At 70.4% G+C, this 13,688-nt stretch carries 14 protein-coding genes and 1 tRNA gene; 5 read left to right on the top strand and 10 right to left on the bottom strand.

The window, feature by feature from the left end:
- The first annotated feature begins 63 nt into the window (after positions 1–63).
- From ACTJJP_RS02285 to ACTJJP_RS02275, 3 genes are all read left to right on the top strand, one after another.
- On the top strand, positions 64–1,467 hold the full coding sequence (locus ACTJJP_RS02285) for a hemolysin family protein (RefSeq protein ID WP_440773425.1): 1,404 nt from the start codon (positions 64–66) through the stop codon (positions 1,465–1,467).
- Positions 1,464–2,489: a CNNM domain-containing protein gene (locus tag ACTJJP_RS02280; protein ID WP_440773424.1), complete on the top strand. Its 1,026-nt coding sequence runs from the start codon at positions 1,464–1,466 to the stop codon at positions 2,487–2,489. Before ACTJJP_RS02285 ends, ACTJJP_RS02280 begins: the two co-directional genes overlap by 4 nt.
- Before the next feature lie 303 nt (positions 2,490–2,792).
- On the top strand, positions 2,793–3,611 hold the full coding sequence (locus tag ACTJJP_RS02275; protein WP_440773423.1) for an SDR family oxidoreductase: 819 nt from the start codon (positions 2,793–2,795) through the stop codon (positions 3,609–3,611).
- A gap of 29 nt (positions 3,612–3,640) precedes the next feature.
- Here ACTJJP_RS02275 and ACTJJP_RS02270 read toward each other — a convergent pair whose 3' ends face one another.
- The 4 genes from ACTJJP_RS02270 to ACTJJP_RS02255 all read right to left on the bottom strand — a co-directional run bounded on the left by ACTJJP_RS02270 (position 3,641) and on the right by ACTJJP_RS02255 (position 7,352).
- Entirely contained in the window at positions 3,641–4,507 is an 867-nt protein-coding gene (locus ACTJJP_RS02270; protein WP_440773422.1) for a zinc-ribbon domain-containing protein, read from the bottom strand.
- A gap of 91 nt (positions 4,508–4,598) precedes the next feature.
- On the bottom strand, positions 4,599–5,573 hold the full coding sequence (locus ACTJJP_RS02265) for a 3-oxoacyl-[acyl-carrier-protein] synthase III C-terminal domain-containing protein (RefSeq protein WP_440773421.1): 975 nt from the start codon (positions 5,571–5,573) through the stop codon (positions 4,599–4,601).
- Between the two features lie 17 nt (positions 5,574–5,590).
- Complete coding sequence (locus tag ACTJJP_RS02260) at positions 5,591–6,352, bottom strand: MBL fold metallo-hydrolase (RefSeq protein ID WP_440773420.1); 762 nt, start codon at positions 6,350–6,352, stop codon at positions 5,591–5,593.
- Positions 6,345–7,352 (bottom strand): NAD-dependent epimerase/dehydratase family protein, encoded by a 1,008-nt coding sequence (locus tag ACTJJP_RS02255; RefSeq protein ID WP_440773419.1) that lies wholly within the window; start codon positions 7,350–7,352, stop codon positions 6,345–6,347. Before ACTJJP_RS02255 ends, ACTJJP_RS02260 begins: the two co-directional genes overlap by 8 nt.
- Before the next feature lie 40 nt (positions 7,353–7,392).
- Here ACTJJP_RS02255 and ACTJJP_RS02250 point away from each other — a divergent pair, with 40 nt between their 5' ends.
- Positions 7,393–8,601, top strand: a complete 1,209-nt coding sequence (locus ACTJJP_RS02250; RefSeq protein WP_440773418.1) for a glycosyltransferase — start codon at positions 7,393–7,395, stop codon at positions 8,599–8,601.
- Positions 8,602–8,691: 90 nt separating this feature from the next.
- Here ACTJJP_RS02250 and ACTJJP_RS02245 read toward each other — a convergent pair.
- Positions 8,692–8,765: transfer RNA gene (locus ACTJJP_RS02245), tRNA-Ile, on the bottom strand.
- A gap of 208 nt (positions 8,766–8,973) precedes the next feature.
- Positions 8,974–9,939 (bottom strand): DMT family transporter, encoded by a 966-nt coding sequence (locus tag ACTJJP_RS02240; protein ID WP_440773417.1) that lies wholly within the window; start codon positions 9,937–9,939, stop codon positions 8,974–8,976.
- A 41-nt stretch (positions 9,940–9,980) separates the two neighbouring features.
- On the opposite strand from ACTJJP_RS02240, the gene def reads away from it, so the two are divergent.
- Complete coding sequence (gene def / locus ACTJJP_RS02235; protein ID WP_440773416.1) at positions 9,981–10,547, top strand: peptide deformylase; 567 nt, start codon at positions 9,981–9,983, stop codon at positions 10,545–10,547.
- 99 nt (positions 10,548–10,646) lie between these two features.
- Here def and ACTJJP_RS02230 read toward each other — a convergent pair whose 3' ends face one another.
- From ACTJJP_RS02230 to ACTJJP_RS02215, 4 genes are all read right to left on the bottom strand, one after another.
- A complete protein-coding gene (locus tag ACTJJP_RS02230) occupies positions 10,647–11,951 on the bottom strand; it encodes a glutathionylspermidine synthase family protein (protein ID WP_440773415.1) in 1,305 nt (434 codons plus the stop codon).
- Complete coding sequence (locus ACTJJP_RS02225; protein WP_440773414.1) at positions 11,951–12,325, bottom strand: tRNA-dihydrouridine synthase; 375 nt, start codon at positions 12,323–12,325, stop codon at positions 11,951–11,953. The genes ACTJJP_RS02230 and ACTJJP_RS02225 overlap by 1 nt, the downstream gene beginning before the upstream one ends.
- Before the next feature lie 78 nt (positions 12,326–12,403).
- Entirely contained in the window at positions 12,404–13,072 is a 669-nt protein-coding gene (locus ACTJJP_RS02220; RefSeq protein WP_440773413.1) for a DUF4166 domain-containing protein, read from the bottom strand.
- Positions 13,069–13,686, bottom strand: coding sequence for an SRPBCC family protein (locus ACTJJP_RS02215; RefSeq protein WP_440773412.1), 618 nt, complete (start codon positions 13,684–13,686; stop codon positions 13,069–13,071). Before ACTJJP_RS02215 ends, ACTJJP_RS02220 begins: the two co-directional genes overlap by 4 nt.
- Between the last annotated feature and the right edge of the window lie 2 nt (positions 13,687–13,688).

The raw sequence follows: 13,688 nt of genomic DNA, 5'->3' as shown, positions 1-13,688 counted from the left end.
CTCCTCCCCCGACCAGGAGGGCCGATCTTCGAGCCCCCTCTTCTCGAGAGGGGGTGAGATCTGATGCTGGCTGCGGCCCTGACACTCCTGGTGGGTGTCATCGTGACTCTGGTGATCATCGTCGCGTGCGGCTTCTTCGTCGCGCAGGAGTTCGCCTACATGTCGGTCGACCGCTCGCGCATGGCCGCGCAGGCCGAGAAGGGCGACGTGCAGGCGAAGCGCGTGCTCGCCATCACGAAGCGCACGTCGTTCATGCTCTCGGGCGCCCAGCTGGGCATCACCGTGACCGGACTGCTGATCGGCTATGTCGCCGAGCCGTTGATCGGTGAGTCACTGGGCACCCTGCTCGGCGGGGTGGGCATCGATCCTGCCGTCTCGGTGCTCATCGGTACCGTGGGCGCTCTGCTGCTGGCGACGATCGTGACGATGATCTTCGGCGAGCTGTACCCCAAGAACCTCGCCATCGCGAGCCCCGAACCGCTCGCGCGCGCCCTCGCCATGCCCACGCGCATCTATCTCATGCTGTTCGGCTGGCTCATCACCGTCTTCGACGTCGCCGCCAACGCGCTGCTGCGTCTGTTGCGCATCGAGCCGCTGGAAGACGTCGACGAGAGCGCCACCGCGCGCGATCTCGAGGCCATCATCGAGGAGTCGCGGCAGAGCGGCGATCTGCCCGACGACCTGTCGATCATCATCGACCGCATCCTCGACTTCCCGCAGCGCGACGTCGAACACGCGATGATCCCCCGCTCGCAGATCGACTCCGTGACCCCCGACACGACCGTCGGCGAGGTGCGCGCGCTCATGGCGACGGGCCACACGCGCTACCCGGTGATCGGTGACGAGGACTCCCCCGTCGGTGTCGTCGAGCTCATCGACCTGCTGCGCGAACAGCCCGCCGACGACGCGCCCGTGGCATCCGTGATGCGTGCCGCGGTCGTCATCCCCACCTCGATGCTCCTGCCCGTCGCCCTCGACCGCATGCGCCAGTCGCGCAACGAACTCGCGTGCGTGGTCGACGAGTACGGCAACTTCGACGGCATCCTGACCATCGAAGACCTCACCGAAGAGGTGATCGGCGAGCTGTCCGACGAGCACGACGTCGAGACCGCCGAGGCCGCATCGGTCGGCGAGGACGCGTGGAGCGTACCGGGCGACCTGCACCTCGACGAGCTCGAGCGACTCATCGGCCACGACCTCGCCGAGAGCGACGTGGAGACCGTCTCGGGTCTCGTGATCGAGACGCACGGCGATCTGCCGGCGGTGGGCGCCGTCGTACGCATCGACCTGCCCGAGCGGCCCGGCGAGAGTGTCCAGGGCCTCCACATGGAGCGCTGGCTGGCCGTCGAGGTCACCGCGGTCGACCGCCACGTGCCCGCGCAGGTGCGCGTTCAGCTGCACGAGGTGGACCGGGATGCCGATTCTGCCGACGAAGCCCCCGCGATCGATGAGGAGGTCGCCCGATGAACGGCTGGACCGTCGCGCTCATCACCACGGCGCTGATCATCGCGAGCGCGTTCTTCGTCATCGTGGAGTTCGCCCTGCTCGCCGCCCGCCGCCACCGGCTCGAAGAAGAGGCCGCCACCAGTGCGTCCGCCCGCGCGGCGCTTCGCGGCATCAACGAGCTGACCGTGATGCTCGCGTTCGCGCAACTCGGCATCACCGCCTGCACCTTCCTGCTCGGTGCCATCACCAAGCCCGCCATCGATTACGCCCTGGCGCCCGTGTTCGAGATGTGGGGTCTGCCTTACGTGCTGGCCGACATCATCGCGTTCATGCTCGCGCTGATCGTGGTGACGTTCCTGCACCTCGTCATCGGTGAGATGGCGCCGAAGTCGTGGGCGATCGCCCACCCCGAGACGGCGGCGAAGGCGACCGGCATCCTGGCCCGAGCGCTCACGTGGCCGCTGCGTCCGTTCCTGCTGTGGATCAACCACATCGCCAACCGCCTGGTGAAGGCGTCGGGCGTGGAACCGGTCGACAAGGCCGCTGCCGGTGGGCAGGATGCCGACACGATCCGCGAGCTCGTCGCGCACTCGCGTCAGACGGGCACGCTCGAGCAGCAGTACTCCGAGCCGATCGCACAGGCCATCGCCCTCGGCACGCTGACCGTCGGCGACATCGTGCGCACGGACCGCTCCCCCACCGCCGTGCCGATGGATGCCACGGTCGCCGATGTCCAGACGGTCGCCGCCTCGTCGACGCACCTGCGCATCCTCGTCGGGTCGGGCGCGGCATCCCGGGTGGCGCACGTGCGAGACACCCTGGCCGTCGACCCGTCCACCCCGGCGCTCGACATCGCTCGGGAACCTCTGCGCCTCGAGCAGGATGCCTCGGCGTACGACGCGCTCGCGCGCATGCGCCGCGGGCGTGTGCAGCTCGCCACGGTGGTCGAGGGCGAGCGACTCGTCGGCGTCGTGACGCTCGACGACCTGCTGCGCGAGATCCTGCCCGGACCGGGCGAGTTGGTGGACGCCGCGGCGCCGTAAGAGCAGCTTCGGGGGTCGGGGCGACTTCTGCGCGTAGGGGCGGGCTTGCACCGCCTCGAACGGCGGGGTCCGCCCCGAACCGCGTCGGGCGGGCTTGCACCGCCTCGAACGGCGGGGTCCGCCCCGAACCGCCTCGGGCGCGGGCCGTCCGGACTCGGGCGCGCGGCGGTGCGTCGTCCGGCCGGAACGGCGCAGAGCGGTGCGATGTATCGGTGGCGCGCGGAGTGTCAAGCCGTCACCGACGCCGGGCGGAGCGGCGTACCGTCTCTCGCGTCACCCACGCCCCCTCCCGCAAGGACTCCCATGAGCAAGATCTGGTTCATCACCGGCGCATCCAAGGGCTTCGGCCGCGAGTGGGCCGAAGCGGCCCTGGAGCGCGGCGACAGCGTCGCCGGTACCGCGCGCAACCTCGACGACGTGCAGGCGCTGGTCGATGCCTACCCCGAGACCTTCCTGCCGCTGCAGCTGGACGTCACCGACCACGCCGCCGACACCGCTGCGGTCGAGAAGGCGCACGAGAAGTTCGGCCGTCTCGACATCGTCATCAACAACGCCGGCTTCGGACACTTCGGCATGGTCGAGGAGCTCACCGAGGATGAGGTCCGCGCGCAGCTGGAGACGAACTTCTTCGGCGCCCTGTGGGTGACCCAGGCGGCGCTGCCGATCATGCGCGAGCAGGGGTCGGGCCACATCATCCAGGTGTCGAGCATCGGCGGGATCAGTGCCTTCCCCTCCGTCGGCGTGTACCACGCATCGAAGTGGGCGCTCGAGGGGTTGTCGCAGTCGCTCGCCCAAGAGGTCGCCGGCTTCGGCATTCACGTGACCCTCGTCGAGCCGGGGGGATACTCCACCGATTGGTCGGGTCCCTCGGCGAAGCGGAGCGAGGAGATCGCGGCCTACGCCGACGTGCGCGAGGCGGCGTCGAAGAGGCCCTCGGCCGCCGACCCGGGCAAGCCGGAGGCCACGCGCTCCGCAATCCTCAAGGTGGTGGATGCCGACAACCCGCCGCTGCGCATCTTCTTCGGCAAGGCGCCCCTCGCCATCGCCGAGCGCGACTACGCGTCGCGCCTACAGACGTGGCGCGAGTGGCAGCCGGTGTCGGAGGAGGCGCACGGGTCCTGAGAACGGGTGGGCTCGGGGCGCGAACCGGATCACCGGAGATGGGAGTCGACGAGCAGCGGACCCCGGATGCCACGGAAGGCGTCGATGAGTCGGTCGAGAGCGGCCGCGTTCCAGACCGTCAGCAACAGATCGTGCGGCCCGAGCGGTTCGAGGCGGCTGAGCCGCAGGCGCACCACCTCCCACCCGGCGCCGCGCAGCGCGCGGTCCTTGCGGCGGTCGGCGTCTGCGCGGCGCCCGACGTGCTCGAGGCCGTGACGGCCGATCGTGTCGTATTCGACCGCGATCCGCAGCTCGGGGAAGACGAAGTCGGGCCACACCTCGAGGTGGTCGAAGAAGGGACGGGCGACGCGGACGGCGTTGAATCCCTCCGTGAGCGTCAGACGATCGCGCAGGTCGGCACGGACGCGGTCCTCGGCGGCTGATGCGGGCCTCGGCGCGCAGGCCGAGACGAATGCCTCGCCGACGGCGACCGGGGGCGTCTTGTCGCACAGCCTCGACGGGCGACGAGGTGGCCGGGGCCGGAGCACCGTCTTCTCGGTGACGGCGGGCACGATCACCGACTCGCGCATCGGCAGAGCGACCAGGCGCGTCGGGTTCGCGAGCTCGCTGCACTCGGGGCACCAGGCGCTGCGCCGGCGCTCCCGTCCCGGTCGCTGACGTTGCTCCTGCGGAGTGGCGGCGAAGCGATGGCCCGCGTCGCACTGCCAGAGCAGCAGCACATCGGCCGCGGGAGGCACTTGGCTGAGGACGATCCCTGCATTGAGGTCGGGGTGGTACTGACGCATCAGGGCGGGGTACGCAGCCCACTCCTCGCGATAGCTACCCACCGGGTACGGCACGTCGCGCCCCTTCGACCACTGCCGTCGCGCCCACCAGGCCTGCACTCTCTCCGCCACGGGAGGCACATTAGCGGCGACCACGGACATCGACTCCGCCACGGCGCGACCGGCGCCCGCTCGGCCGTGGCGTATCGTCGCCCCCGGCTCGTCAGAGCCTGAGCGCGAGGGCGTTCGCTGTCAAGCCCGCCGCAGTGCCGCACAGCACGACGGTGTCACCGGGGCCGATCCGCCGCTCGTCCAGACTGGTCGCCAGCATGAACGGCACCGACGAGGACACCATGTTGCCGAACTCCGCGACGCGGTCGATGTAGGCATCTCGGGGGATGCCGATACGGCGCATCGCGATGCCGAGTGCCCCGCTCGCCTGGTGCGGCACGACGAGGTCGATCTCGTCGAGACCGAGACCGACACGGTCGAAGAACCGTGCGAAGAAATCGGGCAGCACGGCCAGCATGCCGAGGAGCGCGCGCCGCCCGTTCATCGCGAAGAGGTAGTCGGACGGGTCGCCGTCGGCGTACGACTGGGCCGGATGCAGCGATAGTCCGCCGCGCAGCTCGGTGTCGTGCGCGTGTGCGGGCCACGTCTGCTGCAGGCTGCCGAGAACTCCGGGCGCGCTCTCCCCGCCTGTCTCGCGCGTCAGCACCACAGCGGCCGCGGCGTCGGAGAAGAGCTCGAAGCTCTCGCGCTGACCGGTGTCGAGGAAGCGGGACCCGACGTCGCCTGACACGATCAGCACGCGCTCGTAGTCGCCGGCGGCGAGGTACCGGGAGGCGATGTCCACCGCCGTGATGAAGCTCGTGCACGTCGAGTTGACGTCGAAGGCGGCTGCGCGCGCACGGGGGGCGACGCGCTCCATCACGAGTGCCGCCGTGCAGGGGATCGGCTGCACGCCCGCCGCGCAGGCCGCGATGACGCAGTCGATGTCGTCGGGGCGCAGACCGGCTCGTTGCAGAGCGCGCTCGGCCGCTGCGGCCAGCATGTCGAGCTGAGACATGCCGTCGGGGATGCGGTGGCGCGTCTGCCTTCCGAACGTGATAGTCCGGTCCGGGAGGTAGGTCCCCCACCCCGCCAGCCGGCACGGCCGGACCGGGCGCCCCTGACTGGTCCCTCGGTGCTGCGGCATCCTCGTCCCCCTCCTGGTCACAGCAGATTCCTGTCGGTCGGTTGACGATCGTGGCTGAACAGGAGTCGCAGTCCCTCTCGCTCCGCGGCCAGGAGCCCCCGCGCGGTTCTCCGCTGCTCGTCCATGTCGTGACCGACCAGGCGCGGGAGGGCGCGGATGCGGCGCTCCTCGCCGAGCAGGTCACGCCCCCAGGCGGCGTCCCCGGCGAGCAGCACGCTGTCTTCGATGAGGGCACCGAGATGGCCATGGGCGTGACCCGGCAGATCGACGAGCAGATACGACCCGTCCCCGAAGAGGTCGGCGGTGCGCAGTCCGTGCGGGCCGGCCCCGAACACGGGCGATGGCAGCACCGTCGCCGTCTCGAACCACGTCGGCAACAGGCGACGCAGCACCCCGTCGCGAAGCCGCGGTCGTTCCAGGGTGCGGCGCACCCCGTCGCTGAGGACGAATGCGGCGTTCGGGAAGAAGCGGACGCCCCCGATGTGGTCGGGATGCAGGTGCGAGAGGACGACGTGCGTGACCGAAGCGGGGTCGAGCTGCTCGGCGATCGTGTCGCCCGGCCCGACGCGAGGCGGCAGCATCCTCCGGTACGCCCAGCCACCGGGTCCTGCTCGCCACGGTTCGGGCGCGTAACCGGTGTCGAAGAGCACGCTCCGTGTACCGGAGCGGTACAGGAACGCACCGGCCGGGAAGACACGCCGCTCCCGACGAACGCCGCGCAGCAACCGGCTCATCTCGTGCGAGGTCTCCCCGCAGGCGAAGAAGAGGAGCTCAGACATGCGCGTATCCGGCGAGACTCTGATCGAGCGAGACCGCCGGCCGATAGCCGAGCAGGTCGCGTGCGCGCGAGATGTCGAGGGTCTGGGAGTGGGCGATCGTCGTGACGGTGTACCGCGTCACGGGAGGCTCGGGGTACCCGGGGAGAACCCCGCACACCGCCTCGAGGAGCGCCGCGACCCCGTAGGCGACCGGGGTCGGTATCGTCCGGTATCGCGGCTCGAGACCCAGGCCCGCGAGCAACTGCTCGAGCACGGCTCGGAACGGGCGGGGATCCCCATTGGTGATGTTGAACGCCTGGCCGTGCACCCCCGGCGCCTCGGCCGCGAGCCGTACCGCCAGTGCGACGTTCTCCACCGCGGTCAGGTCGACGAGCCCCCGTCCTCCGCGCATCAGCGGGATGCCGAACCGCTCGCGCACGCGAAGGATGCGTGGGACGAGGCTGGGGTCGCCGCGACCGATGATCCCGCGCGGACGGAGGATGACGATCTCCGGCCCCGTGCCCTGCGCCGCCGCATCCTGTAGCAGGGACTCCGCCTCGAGCTTCGATCGGATGTAGTTGTTCATCGGATGCCGCGGATCGACCTCGCTCTCCCGGATGCCGACCCGGTCGCGGGGGGCGGCGTAGATGCCCGGGGAGGAGATGTGCACGAGCCGCCGCGCGCCGGCGCGGCGGGCGAACTCGAGCGCCCGCGCGCTACCGACGACGTTGGCGTGCGCGAACGCGGCCCAGCGGCCCCACGGCGAGGAGAGGGCCGCGCAGTGCACGACCACATCCACCGTGCGGCCGAGGTCGGCCCGAGCGAGATCGTCCAGGTCGCCGACGAGGGTCTCCCCCGCGGGCAGGGCGGCGGCGTTCCGACCCGAGGCGATCACCTCGTAGCCGTGGGCGCGGAGTTCCCGCACGACGTACCCTCCGAGGAAACCGCTCGCGCCGGTGACCAGCGCCGTCTCCCTTTGACGCGCCGGGCCCGGTGCACCCACCCCTGCTGCTGCCCCCATTCGGCCGATCCTACGGCCGTCGGCCCCTAGGATTCGGGATATGCGGATCGCCCTGGTGACCGACTACTACCTGCCCACGCTCGGCGGCGTGCAGACCGCGGTCAAGTCGCTCCGGGAGGCGCTCACCCGAGTCGGACACGAGGTGACGGTGTTCTGCCCGCTGGCCCAGGCCGGCGACGACCGCTCGATCGTCGCGTTGCCCACCTCCCGGGTGTTCCAGCCCGACGGCTACCCGTTCACGTGGCCGCCGCGGGACGCAGTGGCGTTGCTCCGGCGGGAGTTCGCCGAGCGGCGCATCGACGTGGTGCACACGCATTCCGAGATGTTCGCCGCTCTTGCGGGAGTGCGAGCGGCTCGGGATCTGGGCATCCCGGTCGTCCACACCATGCACGGCCGCGTGGACGTGTACACGACGAGCGTGCTTCCCCTTCCCGCCGTCACCGTCCCCTTTCTGGCATCCCTGCACGCCCGTCACATCAGCCATCGCGGCCTGCGCGTCCGCAGAGACTCGCCCTACACGGCGACCCTGCCGGCGAGACGCATGTGGCGACTCATGCTCGCCCAGTCCCGCGCGAGCGATCGAGTGATCGTCCCGTCGACGCACTTCGCACGCAAACTCGCAGATCAGGGAGTGCAGACGCCGGTCTCCGTCGTGCCGAACGGGCTCGAGCAGAGTGTGCTCGACCGTATCGGCGCGCCCATCGTGCGTCGGCTCGCCCCCGGTGAGACCCTGCGGCTGATCTGGGTCGGACGCCTGTCGCCGGAGAAGCGTCCCGCGGTGATCGCCGACGCGGCGCGGTCCTTCACCGGTGACGTGTCGGTGGACGTCTACGGCGACGGCCTCTCGCGACGCTCGATCGAGCGGATGGGCACCCCCCTGGTCCTGCAAGGGTCGGTGTCGCAGCAGGAGGTGCTCGACGCCATGCGGGCGAGCCACCTTCTGGTGTCGAGCTCGTACGACTTCGACAACCAACCGATGGTGATGCTGGAAGCTGCGGCATCCGGTCTTCCCGTGCTCTACTGCGACCCCGATCTCAGCGAGGTCGTCCCGCCGGGCGGTGGCTTCCTCACCGACACGCCGGATGCCGCGGGCATCACCGCGCTCGTGGCGCGCCTTCTGAGGGAACCCGAGTCGATCACCGCCGCGAGCGCGGCCATGATCCGGGCACGCCCTGAGGTCGCGCAGCGGATCGACCCGGTGATCGAGGTCTACGAGGCCGCGATCACCGGCGTCGCTTCGGCACGCTGAGCCCCTGTTCGACGCATTCCCGCCGTGCGGTGAGGAGCATCGTCGGCACCGCGTCGGTGCGCACTCCTGCCGCGTCGTCGCGGGCTCTCGTAGGGCGGGTGGGACTTGAACCCACGATCGTCGGGTTATGAGCCCGCTGCCTTGACCAGCTTGGCCACCGCCCCCAGCGACGACGAGCCTACCGGCATCCGTCCCGCGACGCCGCCCGTGCCGCGGCGCCCGTCGCCGCTGGCGTCACGGCATCCGCGAAATGACCCGCCCTTGGCGAGATGACCCACTGATGCGCGCAAGAAGAGGTGATCTCGCGCATCGCAGGTCATCTCGGCGACAACTGCCCGACGGCCCGCGACGCGAAACCCCACGGACCCGGCGTCAGTGCACCCGCGGCTTCTTCGGTCTGCCGTCGGCGGTGATCTGCGGGTGGTGCTTCGTCAGCTGGATGACGCCCCACGTGGCGACCGCGCCGGCGACGGCGAAGCCGATCAACGCCCACGCGGGGGCGGTCGAGGCCTCGCCGAGCACGAGCAGACCGATCAGGACGGCCACGATCGGGTCGATGACGGTCAGGCCGGCGATCACCAGGTCGGGGGGGCCGACCGAATACGCGGTCTGCACGAAGTACGCGCCCATGGCCACGGCGGCGAGCAGCGCCACGAGGCACAGCAGCGTCAGCCACTCGAAGTTCCCCGCCTGCGCGCGGCTGATGACGACCTTGGCGAGGGTGGCGACGAAGCCGTAGATGACGCCCGCGGCCATGATGTAGAACAGCGCCTGCGCGCGGCGGCGCACCAGCATCCAGAAGACGCCGAACACGATCACGACCACGGCCAGGATGCCGAGGATGATCAGCAGTTCGCGTTCGGTGATGACCTGCTCGGTGGCGAAGAACGCCGCGATCGTGACGAAGACGAGGATGCCGCCGACGCACAGGGCGATCGCGATCAGCGACTGACGGGTCGGCTTGTGACGCGACACGCGGGCATTGAGCACGGTGGTGATGACGAGCGCGATCGCCCCGAGCGGCTGCACGAGGATCAGCGGCGCCACCGACAGCGCCGCCAACTGGCAGACGATCGCGAGGCCCAGCATGACCGTGCCCGCGACCCACGACGGCCGCGTCAGCAGCGAGGTCAGCTGCGACCGCGAGAGGCCGCCGGTGGTCTTGCCTCCCGAGAGGCGCTCGACCTTCTGCACACCACGGTGCTGGTACTGCGCACCGAACGACATGAACACCGCGCCGAGCAGGGCCAGCGGGATGCCGAGGAGGATGCGCGGGTCGCGGAAGACGCCGACGAGTTGGTCGATTCCGTCGCTGAGGGTGGCATCGAGCGGGATCACCCCTCGACAGTAGCCGCCCCTCCGCTGGTTAGGCTGGAGGCGTGGCCGTACTCCCGATTCGCATCATGGGCGACCCCGTGCTGCACGCACCCGCCGCCCGCGTCGACGAGATCACCGATGAGGTGCGTCAGCTCGTCGCCGACATGTTCGAGACCATGGATGCCGCACCCGGCGTCGGTCTCGCCGCCCCCCAGGTGGGCGTGGGCCTGCGGATCTTCACGTACACCTACGAGGACGACGAGGGTCAGCCCTGGCGGGGCGTCGTGATCAACCCGGAGTTGTGGATCCGTCCGCTCGAGCCCGGCTACCCCGATCCCGACGACGAGAGCGAGGGCTGCCTGTCGTTCCCCGGTGAGCGCTTCCCGCTGCGTCGTTCGGAGGCGGCGCTGCTGACCGGCACCGACCTCGACGGGCACTCTGTGCGGGTCGAGGTCACGGGCTGGCGGGCGCGCATCCTCCAGCACGAGTTCGATCACCTCGACGGCATCCTCTACGTCGACCGTCTCGACGAGGAAGACAGTCGCGTGGTGGCCAAGATCGCCAAGAAGCGCAAGTGGGGCAGGCCCGGGGTGTCGTGGATGCCGGGCGTCGACGACATCGACGCCTGAACTCGCGCTGCGGCCTCCGGGCTCGGGCGCACCGCCTGAGGGCTCGGCCGGCCGGCGCTGAATGCGCGGTGGGGGCGGCGCCGCTCCGGCATCCGGTGGTCAGGCCTCGATGATGTTCGGGACGAACCGGCAGTAGTAGTCGGTGATCGGGCCGTCGGATTCACGGATGCCGACGCCGTAGGCCTCTTCGTTCACGACCCACGAGCCGAGCACCGGATGGTTGCTCCCCCGCGAGCCGCGGAAGTCGGGCAGCTCGTGGTACTGCTGCCAGACCCGTTCCCTTCCCGCCCCCTCGCGGCGATACTCCTTGCCGTTGGAGGTGACCGTGCCGTCGGCGCGGTGGACGTGGATGCCGTCGCCCTCGCGGCCGAAGACGGGTTTGACGACGTAGTCGATGAGGCCGTTGGGTCCGTCGGCGTAGGCGGGCAGCAGGTTGGGGTGGCCGGGGAACAGGCGCCAGAGGGCCACGAGCAGCAGCTTGTTGGAGAGGAACATCTTCCACGCCGGCTCGTACCAGCGTCCGAACAGGCCGCGGCCGGCGATGAGGAGCGCACCGAACTCCTGATCCCCCACCACGCGGTCCTCACCCGAGACGAGGTCCTCCCAGGGGTAGAGCTTGAAGATGTTGCGGATGACGGGGTACTGCGTGCCCGGTTCATCGCCGGGGAGGGCGGCGATGCTGCGGGACGACCCCCAGGGTTCCGGAACTCCGACGAACTGGCGGGCGCCGTGGTGCCAGCCGATGTCCTTCATCTCGATGCCGGTGTGCTCCCACCCGGCTTCGCCCGCGAGATCGCGCATGTAGGCGACGGTGTCCCAGTCCTCGCCGTAGATGTCGGCATCCGAGTGCGCGACGAAGAGGCGCCCGCCCTCACCCTCGCTGAGCGATCGGTGCAGGAGGACCCTCCAGCGTTCGACGAGGGCTTCGTGCAGGCCGTTCCACTGGTCGGTGTCGGCGGCGACGGCGCCGGTCTTCAGCCGATCCTGCAGCCAGAACCACTGGGTGACCGAGGCCTCGATGAGGCCCGTCGGGGTGTCGGCGTTGTACTCGAGCATCTTCGCGGGGCTGCCGTCGCCGGCGTAGGCGAGGTCGAAGCGCGCGTAGACGTCGGGTTCGTCCTGCTCGAGCGACCATTGCGCCAACTCGAACGCCTTCGGGTCGAGCCCCAGATGACCGAGCTCTCCGGATGCCAGATAGCGCGCGGCCTCGCGGCTCATGCGGTGCAGCTCTTCGGTCTGCTTCTCGAGCTGCTCCACCTCGGGGAGCGTGAAGACGTAGGCGGCGCCGTCGTTCCAATACTCGACCTCGGTTCCGTCGTCGCGGACGGAGTGCGAGTAGATGAGGCCGGACTGCTTGATCGTGCGCTCCCAGTCGGGGCGCGGGTCGAGTTCGATCCGACGCATCAGCTGCCGTAGCCCCCCTCGGAACCGGAGCCGCCGAAGCCTCCGCGCGAGACGCTCGCGCCGTCGCTGGAGATCCCTCGCGCGGCGGTCTTGCCCGAGGGCAGCGTGTCGGTGCCGCCGGTGGCGGTCTGACCGACCGCGGGGACCGTCCGATTGCTCGATCCGAGGGCGTAGTAGTACCACCCGGCGCTGCCGCCGTGGTTGTTGCAGTCGTCGTCGGGGAGGCGCTTCTCGGTCGCGTTGTCGCGGCAGATCTGGGCGTAGTCCTCGGAGACGTTCGCGCCCTGCCCGCACCCCGTGAGGGTGGCGGCGAGAGCGGCGACGACGCCCACGGTGACGGTTCGCGAGGCGCGGCGGCGCGCGACGGGATGCATGCGCCGATGCTCTCACACCCAGGGCGGTGGAGCGTCGACGTTCTCCTCACCGCCGGACGGCCGCGCGATCAGGGCGGGCTAGACACGCGCTTCGTGGCGGCGCGGGATGATGTGGACGGGTGCGCCGGAGGCCGGCATCCATTCGCAGGTGAAACTGCCGCGATAGCCGAAGAGGAAGCCGAACCGCTCGTTGTCGACGCGCATGTCGACGTGGAAGCGCCCGTCGGTGTCGTCGAAGCGTTCGCGCAACGTCGCGCGTCCGCTGAAGAGCAGGGGGAAGCGGAAGCCGACAGGCCCCTCGTAGAAGCGTTGCGCCCCCGACCGGAGCAGGAGCGCGCCCTCGTCGTCGACCCGGAGGTCGAGGTCGACGGCGAGGTGCTGGTGGGTGCCGAGGTAGTCGACGATGCGCCCGTCGTGCCGGATCATGGTCGCGTCGAACCGGGCGGGACGACCGCCGACGGCGTACTCCCGCACGAACGTGACCGTCTCGCGACCGTAGGGATCGCGATAGGGGCTGTTCCAGATAGTGAACGGGACGTTCTCACCGGTGGCGGGCACGAGGATGTTGCGCAACCGACCGATCTGCAGGAACGGGACCGTCCACCACGGCCCCCGCCGGATCTCGGTCATCACGCCCCTGCCCACGCATGCCTCTGCCGTGTCGAGACCGACGCCGAAGCGACGCTGCATCATCGGGTGCAGGCGGTGGAAATCGGCGCCGAGGACGTCGGAGAAGATCGAGGTCATTCGACGCCTCCCGGTGCGGCGAGGGCGGCGAGGGTCGTCGGGGCGTCGTCGAGAGCTCGGCGCCGGTGCGGCGGCGTGCGTCGGCACCGGCGCGCTCGCGGCCGTTCCCCCCGCCAGAACATCACGACGCCCGGCAGCGACCATGTCTCGGGCGGCCGTCCGGTCTCCAACGAGAGGCGCAGGCGGTCGAAGCTCCAGGCGGTGGCCCAGCCGACGAGCGGCCGCACGATCACGTCGAGCGGCCCCCACCCGGGCGAGTAGTCGTAGCCGGTGCAGAAGCGGATGCCGTCGGCGGTGGGCTCGTATCGCCAATAGCCGCGGCCGTCGCGCAGGGGGGAGAGGCGGTCGTCGGTGGTGAAGCGCAGGGCCGAGGTGCGCGTGCCATCGGGGCGGGAGGTCTCGCCGATGCTGATGCCGTCGCCGCGAATGGTGCGGAACGGCGTGCGCCGCTCGTAGACGAAGCGCGCGGAGCCGTCGGCGGTGCGCGTCGTGGGGGTGATGCGTGAGAACCGCACGTCCCACCGCACGTGCTGCCGGGGATCCTGGGTGGCGTTCCAGACGTCGTCCAGCGTCGCGCGAATGGTCGTCTCGACGTAGATCCCCCGTGCCCCCACGT

Source organism: Microbacterium sp. 22296 (assembly GCF_052045385.1).
Classification (GTDB): Bacteria; Actinomycetota; Actinomycetes; order Actinomycetales; family Microbacteriaceae; genus Microbacterium.
The sequence above is the reverse complement of the archived record's forward strand: the minus strand, read 5'-3'. Positions and strand labels throughout refer to the sequence as shown.

What these genes read in the sequence shown, in the direction of transcription:
- ACTJJP_RS02255 (WP_440773419.1), bottom strand. Translation starts at nt 7,352, where the DNA reads ATGGGGGCAGCAGCAGGGGTGGGTGCACCGGGCCCGGCGCGTCAAAGG.
- ACTJJP_RS02275 (WP_440773423.1), top strand. Translation starts at nt 2,793, where the DNA reads ATGAGCAAGATCTGGTTCATCACCGGCGCATCCAAGGGCTTCGGCCGC.
- ACTJJP_RS02220 (WP_440773413.1), bottom strand. Translation starts at nt 13,072, where the DNA reads ATGACCTCGATCTTCTCCGACGTCCTCGGCGCCGATTTCCACCGCCTG.
- ACTJJP_RS02280 (WP_440773424.1), top strand. Translation starts at nt 1,464, where the DNA reads ATGAACGGCTGGACCGTCGCGCTCATCACCACGGCGCTGATCATCGCG.
- ACTJJP_RS02260 (WP_440773420.1), bottom strand. Translation starts at nt 6,352, where the DNA reads ATGTCTGAGCTCCTCTTCTTCGCCTGCGGGGAGACCTCGCACGAGATG.
- ACTJJP_RS02250 (WP_440773418.1), top strand. Translation starts at nt 7,393, where the DNA reads ATGCGGATCGCCCTGGTGACCGACTACTACCTGCCCACGCTCGGCGGC.
- ACTJJP_RS02225 (WP_440773414.1), bottom strand. Translation starts at nt 12,325, where the DNA reads ATGCATCCCGTCGCGCGCCGCCGCGCCTCGCGAACCGTCACCGTGGGC.
- ACTJJP_RS02285 (WP_440773425.1), top strand. Translation starts at nt 64, where the DNA reads ATGCTGGCTGCGGCCCTGACACTCCTGGTGGGTGTCATCGTGACTCTG.
- ACTJJP_RS02265 (WP_440773421.1), bottom strand. Translation starts at nt 5,573, where the DNA reads ATGCCGCAGCACCGAGGGACCAGTCAGGGGCGCCCGGTCCGGCCGTGC.
- ACTJJP_RS02230 (WP_440773415.1), bottom strand. Translation starts at nt 11,951, where the DNA reads ATGCGTCGGATCGAACTCGACCCGCGCCCCGACTGGGAGCGCACGATC.